At 48.2% G+C, this 11447-nt stretch carries 8 protein-coding genes; 3 read left to right on the plus strand and 5 right to left on the minus strand.

Annotated features, from left to right (window positions below; genetic code table 11):
• Nucleotides 1–210: 210 nt before the first annotated feature.
• From J7E78_RS06790 to J7E78_RS06810, 5 genes are all read right to left on the minus strand, one after another.
• The gene (locus J7E78_RS06790; protein ID WP_215075490.1) at nt 211–3291 is read right to left on the minus strand and encodes a X2-like carbohydrate binding domain-containing protein; all 3081 of its coding nucleotides are present in this window, start codon (nt 3289–3291) and stop codon (nt 211–213) included.
• A gap of 391 nt (nt 3292–3682) precedes the next feature.
• The gene (locus tag J7E78_RS06795) at nt 3683–4564 is read right to left on the minus strand and encodes an SMP-30/gluconolactonase/LRE family protein (protein ID WP_215075491.1); all 882 of its coding nucleotides are present in this window, start codon (nt 4562–4564) and stop codon (nt 3683–3685) included.
• A gap of 12 nt (nt 4565–4576) precedes the next feature.
• The gene (locus J7E78_RS06800; RefSeq protein ID WP_215075492.1) at nt 4577–5242 is read right to left on the minus strand and encodes an SGNH/GDSL hydrolase family protein; all 666 of its coding nucleotides are present in this window, start codon (nt 5240–5242) and stop codon (nt 4577–4579) included.
• An 83-nt stretch (nt 5243–5325) separates the two neighbouring features.
• The gene (locus tag J7E78_RS06805; RefSeq protein WP_215075493.1) at nt 5326–6114 is read right to left on the minus strand and encodes an alpha/beta hydrolase; all 789 of its coding nucleotides are present in this window, start codon (nt 6112–6114) and stop codon (nt 5326–5328) included.
• 143 nt (nt 6115–6257) lie between these two features.
• The gene (locus J7E78_RS06810) at nt 6258–7091 is read right to left on the minus strand and encodes an AraC family transcriptional regulator (protein WP_215075494.1); all 834 of its coding nucleotides are present in this window, start codon (nt 7089–7091) and stop codon (nt 6258–6260) included.
• Nucleotides 7092–7218: 127 nt separating this feature from the next.
• Between J7E78_RS06810 and J7E78_RS06815 the strand changes: the two genes are divergently transcribed.
• The 3 genes from J7E78_RS06815 (at nt 7219) to J7E78_RS06825 (ending at nt 11362) form a co-directional block, all read left to right on the plus strand.
• The gene (locus J7E78_RS06815) at nt 7219–9246 is read left to right on the plus strand and encodes a beta-galactosidase (protein WP_215075495.1); all 2028 of its coding nucleotides are present in this window, start codon (nt 7219–7221) and stop codon (nt 9244–9246) included.
• A gap of 438 nt (nt 9247–9684) precedes the next feature.
• Entirely contained in the window at nt 9685–10641 is a 957-nt protein-coding gene (locus tag J7E78_RS06820; protein ID WP_215075496.1) for a helix-turn-helix transcriptional regulator, read from the plus strand.
• 34 nt (nt 10642–10675) lie between these two features.
• Entirely contained in the window at nt 10676–11362 is a 687-nt protein-coding gene (locus J7E78_RS06825) for an AlkZ-related protein (protein ID WP_215075497.1), read from the plus strand.
• Nucleotides 11363–11447 lie beyond the last annotated feature (85 nt).

The raw sequence follows: 11447 nt of genomic DNA on the forward strand, positions 1-11447 counted from the left end.
TATATCGGTTACAAACACTTTCCAGTGTTAGCGGTTACATTAATTTAAAATTGATTGTACATCTTTTTATATCCTAAAACGATCCTTTAAGCAATGGTAACTATCTGTAGTTTACACTATATTTCGACAAAATAAGAAGCCCCGACTCGCCATTTGATCATTCGGCGAATCAGGACCTATTTCAATCCTTTATTTCGTTAAATCACTCATTTATGGTTCTATTCCCCATTGGAGACTTCCCGCGATATAACCGGTGACTTTGGACCAGTCCGTATAGGAAGTCTGACTACCTGCAAAAGAATAGTCATCCGTTTGCGTATAGTTGGTCCAATTGTTTTTGGAGATGCGCGTGTGGATTTCCGTGCTTTGTCCCGTATTCAGAGTTCCAGCGGAAGCTGTGAATCCAATCTCAAGCACGTGGTCAGCACCTGTCCGAACCGGATTGAGTGTACTGAACGTGCCTGTTACATTCGAACTGCCAGCTGTCGCCCAGTCAGCGAAGAAGTTCTGAGGCTGTTCACCGTTTATCGTGTAATAGTATCTGATTTTAACATCAGACAGATTCAAGGCTGTAGTACCGGTATTGGTCAGTTTGAATTTGGGACTAATCGAGCTACCCGTTGCTGAAGTATTGCTGTTAAACATCTCAATGCGTATGGTTCCAACAGGTGCAGCTGTCGTGTCTTTAATGAGCAGATTCAAGGTCGTAGGAGCGCCTGCGCTGAATTGAAAGGTTAGCACCGCTGCGCCATTTGGCAGTGAAGCCAGGTAGCTTTTACTTAATACGACCTCATTACCTGTTAACGTGTAATCCGTACCTGAGACCAGCGTTGCATTCCCGTTGCGAATGGATGCAAGTGTATTGCCCTTCAGTGTTAACGTGACTGGAATATCAACCTGATTGTCTTCTTTGCGATCAAATTCGGCTGTAACCGGTGTAATCGCAGAGTTGGTCACTGGTGTCCCCCCGTCGTCTCCTCCGCCATTGTTACCTCCAACACGGTCAGCATACAAAATTCCGCGGCCATTTGTTCCGAGATATACTCTTCCATACAAACGCGGATCACCCGTAATCGTGGTTACACGAGCATACTGATGCTGATCATCATTGATACGAACCCAATTGGCACCACCGTCATCGGAGCGGAAGAATCCACGTGTTCCATCGATCTGTGCAACCGTGTATAATGCAACAACGCTCTGCCCAGGGGCCGCTTTACCAAATCCGATACTGTCTGCTTCCTCTACATTGGCAAGCTTCGTGAATGTCGCTCCTGAATCCGTGGAATGCCATAATCCGTAAGGACCTTCTTCCTCACTACCGCCTGCAAACCAGAGTTCGCCTTCAACACCTGGAACGGCATCCAGATCAGAATTCCCTTCCATCGGAAGCCCAGTCGCAGGTGATGCCGTGAAGGTAGCACCACCATTCACACTCACATAGATTTTACCCGCTGCAAATCCATAGAATTTGTTTGGATTGACACGATCCGAAATCACTTTTGCCTGTGCAGGTATGCCCGTACTTGCCGTCCATGAATTGCCGCCAGTCGAATAATGTACACCTTTGTCTGATGTGCTCCATACCAGTCGATTACCATCCGCAGAGATGGCTACAGTCCCCCCTCCGGTTGTGCCGGCAGGTTCTGCATTAGCTTTATACCACGTAGTCCCTCCGTCACTGGACAAACCCATGGATTTTGCATTTGGATCAGCAGCATAATCTGCTTTACCTACGCGAACCATCGTATTTGGACTTAACTCTGCAAAATCAAGACTTTCTGTGGAAGAATAGTTCGGGCTCGTAAATATGGTAGCTGGCGCCTGGTCCAGATTGTTATGACGGAATCCGGAGACATCCCCCACTCCACTTATCAAATGTGCACCACTTGGCGGGCTGATTAGATCCAGTACGGCAATCTCCTCAACCCCTTTCGCCATCACTGAAATATTGATTTTTTCGTCATCATCCCAGTCTGTCAGGTTCTTCGTTCCATAGATCGTAGCACCCGTTCCATACATCATGCGATCCGAATCAAACGGATCAATCTCCAGATCACCGATCATCCAGCCCAGTTTTGGAGTTGTTTCGGGTGGGGCGGGATTGGTGCCAAATGTGAGCCATGGCGCTGCCGAAATATCCTGTGTATAACGTAATTTACGGTTCGGATATCCTTCAAATTCCCATATGCGTGTCCACGTCGCTCCGCCATCTGTACTGCGGAACAAGGTGGCATCCGGCCACCATGAATTCAATGTGGCAACCATCAATGTACCGGGATTCTGTGCATCGACAGCCAATCCGCCATATCCAAAATAATTATCCGTGCTGCTGCTTGGAACAGGGCTGATGTTGGTCCAGATACCTGTCGACGTGTTCAGTTTCCACACGTCACCTTTTTCCCCATCATAGGGTCCAACACCATCGCTGTAGGTAATATAGAGGCTTCCGTCTGAATCAAACACACCATGATGCGGGATATAACCTGTAGGTTGACCAGCGACAGCTGACCAGGTCAGGCCGCCATTTGTGCTGCGATATACACTTTGATCTTTATCCGCAACACCCACATAAATTGTCTGGGTTGCTTGCCCTGCTGAACCTGTTGTTTTGTCAAATGTAATCCATGCCAGACCTACGATGTCACTGGTATATTCATTCGAAGGGTCTTGCACATAATTTCCCAGATTCGGGAAGCTTGTGACTTCGTTCCAGGTCACACCGTAATCGGTACTCTTCCATAACCCATGACCACTTCGTGCGCCGAAATACAGAATACTGTTATCATTCGGGTCCACGGTCAGGCGTTCTCCCATCGAACGTCCCGGCATGTTGCCGCCCACTTTGAACGGAAGTGTTGTGGTCTGCCATGTATCTCCCCGGTCCGTAGAGCGCAAGATGGAGCCATTATTTTGGTCCCACGAATTCGTATACGTCCCGACTGCCATATACACCCGATCGGGATCAACCGGGTCCGTAGCCAGGGCGTCCACACCATTCTTGTTCCAGTCATCCCAGCCGACAAAATCCGTTAAGGGTATCCAGCTCTCGTCAGCCGCATTCCAGCGATAGGCTCCCCCGATATCCGTACGGGCATAGATCAAATCCTTTTCCGACTCGTTGAAAATAATGCCCGGTACAAACCCGCCTCCTGCACCCGTCACCACATTTTTCCACTCATAGGCTTCACTCGGTGCCGCTGCTGTCGTTCCAGCAAGTCCTCCCAGCGAAGCGGTTACTACGGCAACCGTCAGGCTCATCATTCGCAATTTCCCCATAAACGTTCTCATATCAACTGATCCTCCTCTTCTACTTCGTTACTGCATTTCGGTCTATCCCCGCTGTCTCATCGTGCTGATGATGGCGTGCCAGACGAATCAATGCATCCCTCGATACAAGAAGCCTCACCCCCTTCCAGCCATATTGTTAAGCGCTTACATAATTATTCCTGATTCGCGGTTATATGGATAATTCTTTCAATAAATAACATTCGATAGCAATCCTCAAACCCCTCTGTACAAATTCCGATTTTTGTAAAATATTTTCAGTGTTTAAAATCGTTTATACATCAAAAAAGATGCTGTTAGAACAGCACCTTTCGACATTTTATATAAGAGTAAAAAAAGGAATCGTTTCTTTCCTGGCAAACCAGGCAGAGGTTCACTACATAGTTGGCACCTGTTATTTCTGGCTACCATAAGCGTGAGTCTTCTGCCCTTTGACGCCCGGTCTGATGACAAAAAGTGAGCCTGCATCCGGTGTCTCTTTCAGACGTTCTTCCTTAATCCCTATACGTGCTGTTGTAATGTATAACTCTGCGAGATCCGGTCCACCAAAACAGCAGGATGTTACCTGATCTGCCGGTACCTCGATCTGTTGCAACAGTTCTGATGTATGCGGGTTCCAACGAGTGACTCTTCCTCCACCCCAGTGCGCAACCCACAGCATGCCCTCACCATCAACCGTCATCCCATCCGGAAAACCGAATTCCTCCGGTATGTGAATGACACTTGTCCGATTTTGTATCGTACCTGCCGTCAAATCGAAATCAAACCGGTCAATAGAACGTGTCGGGGTATCAATGTAATACATGGTCTGCCGATCCGGACTCCAGCCCAGACCGTTGGATGTAGACACACCTTGTACCATTGTTCGAACGGAGTGCCCTTGCTCCAAACAATACAGCGATCCGGCTTTTCTTTCATTATTCATGCTCATCGTGCCTGCCCAGAAGCGGCCCTTCGCATCACATTTTCCATCATTAAAACGATTGGTATCCTTATCTTGTTCAGGGTCCTCAATGGCCTTCAGCTCACCCGTAAGCAAGTGATACGTATAGAATCCACTGCGCAAAGCAACCACAACTTCGTCACCACGATACGGAACAACAGCCCCGACATGTTCACCGACATCATAAGCCTGATCCTGCCCTGTAGCCGGATCATACACATGCACCTTGAAGCTTTCAATATCTACCCACAATAATCGATTGTTTTCCGCATCCCAGCTTGGACCTTCCCCCAGTAATGCCGGGGTTTGAACTGCTACAGTTACGTTGCTCATGCCATCACGTCCTTATTCAGATTTGACGCCGCCTGACCATTCGAATCCGATGGCATCCAAGAATGCTTTGGACAGTACCATATGGCCCGTTGCATCCGGATGTACCCGGTCATAAGTCAGCACAGACGTATAGAAATGATCCCAAAATGGAGCAAACGCAGCCTGTGTATCCACATACACCGCATCATACTCACTCGCTACCCTGCGTACCGCTTCTCCGTAGATATCCATCGTTGCCCGCATCGGGTCTTCCGGATTGGCCTCAAGATAATAAGGCGTCATCAGTACCAGACCTTTCAGGTTGGGACGAACCGAAGCCACCAATTCACGCAATGTGGATTCGTATTCTTCAAGAAACACATGTGAGTCTGTTGACAATGGGTTGTCGAACTGACGCCATACATCATTAATGCCGATCATGATCGTCAGCCAGTCCGGTTTAAGGTCAAGCACATCACGATCCCAGCGCTGTTTCAGATCACGAATCGTATTTCCACCATTACCCACATTCTGGACACGCAACATCAATTCCGGATAGATGGACCGCAATAGTGCATGGACTTGCGCAACATAACCATGGCCCAGACCTGAACTGCCTTCGCCTACAGGATGTTCCCGACCACAATCTGTAATCGAATCCCCGATAAACAGAAGCTTGTCATTTTTCTGCAATTTCATCGTCATTTTCTCCTTCGCTCTAAAGCGCTAATGTACGGAATACTCGGAATAGTCAGGACTGTTTACTTGCTACCATCCAGCGATTACCAGCCTTGATTCTTGAGCCATGTGAGACACAGATCTGACCATACCCGAATCGCGTGGTTGTCCTCAGCCAATCCAAGACCATGTGAGCCTTTCTCAAAAACGTGCAAATCATAGGGAATGCCATGCGCACCCAATGCAAGTGCGTAACGTAAACTATTCTCCACAGGCACTGCCTGATCAGCGCTAGTATGCCAGATGAATGCTTCAGGAGCATCCGCTCTCACCTGCTGCTCCGCACTGAGAGCCTTGATCTGCTCGGCAGATGCATCCGATCCAAGCAAATTTTCACGGGAACCTGCATGTCCATAGGACTCCATCGTAATGACCGGATAACAGAGAATAACTCGATCCGGGCGTGAACTTTGGCGTTCAATAAGGTCCTCATGATCCGGTTGCCCCTCGTCATACAGCGTTCCCAGTGTTGCTGTGAGATGTCCGCCTGCGGAGAAACCAAGTACTGCAACCTTGGCAGGGTTGATGCCGTACTGCTCAGCATGAGCACGAACATAACGTATGGCACGCTGACCATCTGTTATTGGCGCAGGATGCTGATGAGGTGCCACCCGATATTTCAGGACAAATGCACTTATACCTGCACGGTTCAACAATTCGGCTATTGGAGCACCTTCATGATCAGCCAAAAATCCATAGCCGCCCCCTGGACATACAATGACAGCGCTCTCGGAACCGGGCTGAATAAATGGAATCAAATGTGGCATTTCGTCTTCATGGCCCTGGGCTGCATAAGGTGCAGCATGATCCCATAGGGGTATAGTTGTTGTCATCTTCAATCATCCTCTCCAAGTAGAACGGAACCATGGGTCCGTTTAAACGTTTTCGAATCTCAAGAATCGATACCATCATAACGGTAATGACCCTAACGCATCAATACCTTCCTGGCATCACTTTTTGATCATTCAGGTACATGTTAGTACAAATTACGGAACTGTTCAGGAGTGACCCCCTCAATCCTGCGAAAGGTTGCTACAAAATGGCTTGAATCCCGAAAGCCAACCCTAACTGCAGTTTCCCTAATCGTGGGTCTATGGTCTGCGGTCATGATTTCCTTGGCTTTGCGAATTCGCAGCAAAATAAAATAACTGTAGGCTGTCATGCCAAAGGATTGTTTGAACAAGGTATTCAGATGTCTGGATGAGATCCCTGTGAGGTCAGCCATATGTTCGAGCCCAATCTCGGGATTCGCATAATGCTGTTCCATGAATGCAATGAGCGGAGCGAGTCTCTCCACGGCATGTGAGATGGAAGAACGATTACCCGTCATGCCATGTTTTTTGAGCAAAATCAGAAATCGGTATATATCCGCTGACGCTTCGAGTCCCGACAAATCCTGATCACTTCTGATGGAATCCAGCACTTCCTGGCCGTAATCATTGAACGGACTGCTCTGCTCCCACTGGTAGAACGCTGCTTCACCCAGACTAAGTGACTCCAAGATTGCCGGACACTGGGAACCGCCAAAAGTAATGTAAAATGTCTCCCACTCTCCTTGGGCGCGCACATATTCATGCGGTTCATTCGGTGGCAGCAAAATACCGGATGCTTCCCCCAGTACGACCGTGGACCCGGCAAACTTGAATTCTCCTGCTCCCTTTACTGTCTGAAGCCAGTGGTAACAGGGATAACCAACAGGTCTGGACACCTTCTCCTGATTGCCGTTATAACCCAGGCTCTCAATATAAAGGGGCAGCGGCTGATCACGGGATGTCATGAAATATCGTTGATGTCGGGGGGATATAAGCATGGGTGCCTCCTTGGGTATAAGCTGAAATAGACTTCCGTATTCTTATATCAGTCATTACTTTTATTATATTTTAAAAGTCATATGTATCATATAGTATAGGATTATTCTTATACAAGAGGTGAACACATTGATTAGCAGCAAACTACCCAAAATGTTCTACGGCGGCGATTATAACCCGGAACAGTGGGATCACGAAACCCACCTTGAAGACCTGCGCATGTTCCAACTGGCAGGCATTGATATTGCCACAATCAACGTATTTTCATGGGCACTGATTCAGCCTGATGAAGTTACTTACCGTTTTGAAGAACTCGACCAACTAATTAATCGACTATATGAAAATGGTGTCTATATATGCCTTGCAACAAGCACTGCTGCCCATCCGGCTTGGATGGCAAAGAAATATCCGGATGTGCTTCGTGTGGATGCCGATGGACGCAAACGCAAATTCGGTGGACGCCATAATTCCTGCCCCAACAGCCCGACCTATCGCAAATACGCTGAGAAGATTGCGGATAAACTGGCCGAACGATACAAGGATCACCCCGCAGTTCTCGTATGGCACATCTCCAACGAATATGGCGGTGAGTGCTACTGTGACAACTGTGAGAAAGCGTTCCGCGTGTATCTTAAAGAACGCTATCAGACTCTGGAACAGGTCAACAAAGCATGGAACACAAATTTCTGGGGGCATACCTTCTACGATTGGGACGAAATTGTATTACCGAGCAACCTGAGCGAACACTGGGGCAACAACAATTCAACGTTCCAGGGAATCTCACTGGACTACTCCCGATTTAACTCCGACAGCATGCTGGATTGTTATCTGTTGGAATACGAAGCGATCAAAAAACACATCCCGGACTCCGTTGTTACTACCAATCTGATGGGATTCTTCAAGCAATTGGACTATTTCAAATGGGCAAAATATTTGGATATCGTCTCCTGGGACAGTTATCCTGGTCTCGCCACTCCTGTCAGCTTCACGGCAATGGCTCATGACCTTATGCGCGGACTGAAGGATGGACAACCGTTCATGCTGATGGAGCAAACACCAAGCCAGCAGAACTGGCAGCCATATAACTCACTGAAACGTCCGGGAGTCATGCGTCTGTGGAGTTATCAATCTGTTGCGCACGGGGCCGATACCATTATGTTCTTCCAGCTTCGCCGCTCCATCGGTGCCTGTGAGAAGTATCATGGTGCAGTTATTGAGCATGCTGGGCATGAGAATACACGTGTATTCCGCGAAGTCGCTGAGCTGGGCAAGGAATTGCAGATCCTTGGAGATACCACGCTGGATGCATCTGTTGAATCCAAAGTAGCGATTGTGTTCGACTGGGATAACTGGTGGGCCATCGAAAAATCAAGCGGACCTACAGTTGCCCTGAACTATGTGGATCAGATCCATAAATACTACGCAGCCTTCTTCCGCCGTAACATACAAGTAGATATCATCAGTGTGGATACGGATATGAGCAAATACGACATTGTCCTTGCCCCTGTTCTTTACATGGTTAAACCAGGGTTTGCCGCCAAACTGGAGAAGTATGTTGAAGCAGGTGGAACATTCCTCACGACCTTCTTCAGTGGCATTGTCAACGAAAACGATCTCGTGACCACAGGTGGATATCCGGGAGAACTTCGTAAACTGCTCGGAATCTGGGTGGAAGAGATTGATGCGCTACTGCCTGAGCAAAAGAACAGCATTGTCCTCAAAGCAGCCTGCGGTGATCTTCAAGGAGAGTATGGCTGCGGCATGTTGTGTGATCTGCTGCACAGTGAAGGAGCCGAAGTCATCGCGGAGTATGGAGACGACTTTTATAAAGGCATGCCTGTTGTGACACGTAATACCTATGGTCAAGGTGAAGCCTGGTACGTTGCATCCGACCCGGATGAGACCTTCCTGGATGGTTTGCTGGGACAGCTTGCAGCAGCCAAGAACGTAGAGTCCTTGCTTGAGACACCAGAAGGTGTTGAAGTAAGCGCACGAACCAAAGACGGCAAACCCTTCCTGTTTGTCATGAACCATAACGCAACCACGCAATCCTATGATCTGGGAACAGCTAAGGCACATGATCTGCTCACCAATCGTGAGCTTTTGGGAAGTGTTGAGATTGAAGCCCGCGGGGTGCAATTGCTCGAAATGAAATAAGCGATTTCGCTTCATTGGAATCATTCGGAATAATATAATGTGATAGAAATACCCGTGATACAAAGTGTCACATATTCATTCCTTTTATACTTGTTATTGTCTTCAGCGAGAATATTGGTATAGATTTCAGACCTTTATCGTCTTCTGTAAGCCAAAAGCTGCTACTTCCCGTATCCGTCTACATCGGATGCGGGTTTTTGGCATGATCTGTGGCCTTTTTGATAGAAGGAAATATCAGTATGCAAAGCGAATTGGACGAGAAACACATTTTAACAAAGCCTGCCGGAACATGCTTGTGAATCCTGATGCCGATCCACTATAAAATAATGAACAGTTGAAATATTGGTGACACTCATGATGTCACTTATTCGTTGTTACAATAGAAATAGAACTACGACATCACTTTCCGGCGGCGCAGATCGAAACGGAGTGGCTGACATGAACAGAACAAATCGGCTTGCTGCCATCGTAATGGCATTACAACATGGTCACGAAACGGCACACTCATTAGGCGAGAAATTTGAGGTGTCCCGTCGCACGATTCTCCGGGATATTCAGTCCCTCTCCGAGATGAACGTGCCCATTATTGCCATTTCGGGTCCGGGAGGCGGTTTCAGACTTATGGAGGGTTACGTATTACCCCCACTACAGCTGGACCCGGTAGAGGCAGCGACGCTCATATTCGCTCTTGAGGGTCTGAGTCGCTACGCGGATACGCCCTTTCATGAGAAACGCTGGACCTTGATGAACAAAGTTAAGGCCATTATTCCGGATGATATCATGTCGCGAATTGATCCCATGCTCAAACAGCTGCATCATCATATTCCAGACCGCAATTACATTCTTCCTCATCTGGACGCACTGCTGGCTTGCATACCCGAACACGAGTGGCTTAGTGTGCTATATCGCTCCGTATCGCGTCAGCGATGGTTGTATATCTGTCCCACACGGGTATATGCTTCCTCCGGCTTCTGGTACTGTGAAGCATATTCCATCGAACATGGTGAACAGCGTCTGTTCCGGGTTGATCGAATTATTGAAGTCAAGGCGATCGAACCACAGGAAGCACAGGTGCTTAACGAACAGGCGGACCAACAGCAGAGCAAGCCGATCCCTCCAGAACAGCCGCCAACCCTGGTTAAGGCACAACTGAGTTATCGGGGAATGATTGAAGCTGAACAGGACGAGCATATCGGCGAAAAGATGATTGAAATTGCCCCGGATCTCTGGGAATTGTCATTCCTTTGTCCACCAGGGGAATGGGACTGGGCCGTACGATTCTTTTACCGATTGGGACGTGAAGCCGAAGTGATCGAACCCCTCCAACTTCGCAGCGAGATTCGTCAGCATGCCGAGGAAGTGAGCCGGAGATACCTTGCTTCAACCAAGTCCTAGCCTGACTACACACGAAAAGGAGCCTACTGAAATCATGACATATGAAGCCGTTATAACGTACGAAGAAGCAGTACAGCGTATCCAGTCTATAGGGCTGCTGCCTCTGGCACCCCTATTTGCAGAATATCCTTCTCTGGCATCGCTAACCCCCAAAGAACATTGGCACAAGGATGATGAACTCGATCCTTGGTTATGGCGTTCACGCCTGGCTGAAGAGGGCATTGCTGCATATGGAAAATTTGTAAAAAAGAAAGCGCTTCTTGTCTCATCTGAATACTTCCCTTGGGTACACCGACTGCTTGCCGACTCCAGAACCATCAAGGAACAGTATGAAGCAGGTCTGCTCTCCCGTGAAGCTTTCAAACTCCATGCGTTAGTTGCAGAACAGGAAGGCATCGATGGACGTGCCTTGCGATCACAAGCCGGTTTCGGAGCAAAAGAGGACAAAAAAACATTTGACCGTGGACTTCTGGACCTTCAGGGCTGTGCAGCCATTGTAATCAGTGGAACCAAAGAAAAAGAGGGGCTCGCCGAAGGCAAAGTCGCATGGAACAGCTCCGCATATGAGACCGCAGATCACTGGATGCAACGTCATGGCATTAAGCCATTCGAAGGCAGCATAGAAGAGGCGCGTGAACTGTTGGCTACGCAACTACAGCAACATGCCTCACCCGCTGCATTATCAAGCATCTCCAAAGCGCTTGGCATCCGTGGAATCTAAATAAAGCCAATTCCGGTTGTCGTGCAGATTTCAACCGGAACTGGCTGTGGTTCACCATCTAATGTAACCCAGACGATTAACACTC

Source organism: Paenibacillus polymyxa (assembly GCF_018614975.1).
Taxonomy (GTDB): Bacteria; Bacillota; Bacilli; order Paenibacillales; family Paenibacillaceae; genus Paenibacillus; species Paenibacillus polymyxa_E.

Coding starts and splice junctions, on each gene's coding strand:
- J7E78_RS06790 (WP_215075490.1), bottom strand. CDS start 3,291: ATGAGAACGTTTATGGGGAAATTGCGAATGATGAGCCTGACGGTTGCC.
- J7E78_RS06805 (WP_215075493.1), bottom strand. CDS start 6,114: ATGACAACAACTATACCCCTATGGGATCATGCTGCACCTTATGCAGCC.
- J7E78_RS06810 (WP_215075494.1), bottom strand. CDS start 7,091: ATGCTTATATCCCCCCGACATCAACGATATTTCATGACATCCCGTGAT.
- J7E78_RS06820 (WP_215075496.1), top strand. CDS start 9,685: ATGAACAGAACAAATCGGCTTGCTGCCATCGTAATGGCATTACAACAT.
- J7E78_RS06795 (WP_215075491.1), bottom strand. CDS start 4,564: ATGAGCAACGTAACTGTAGCAGTTCAAACCCCGGCATTACTGGGGGAA.
- J7E78_RS06825 (WP_215075497.1), top strand. CDS start 10,676: ATGACATATGAAGCCGTTATAACGTACGAAGAAGCAGTACAGCGTATC.
- J7E78_RS06800 (WP_215075492.1), bottom strand. CDS start 5,242: ATGAAATTGCAGAAAAATGACAAGCTTCTGTTTATCGGGGATTCGATT.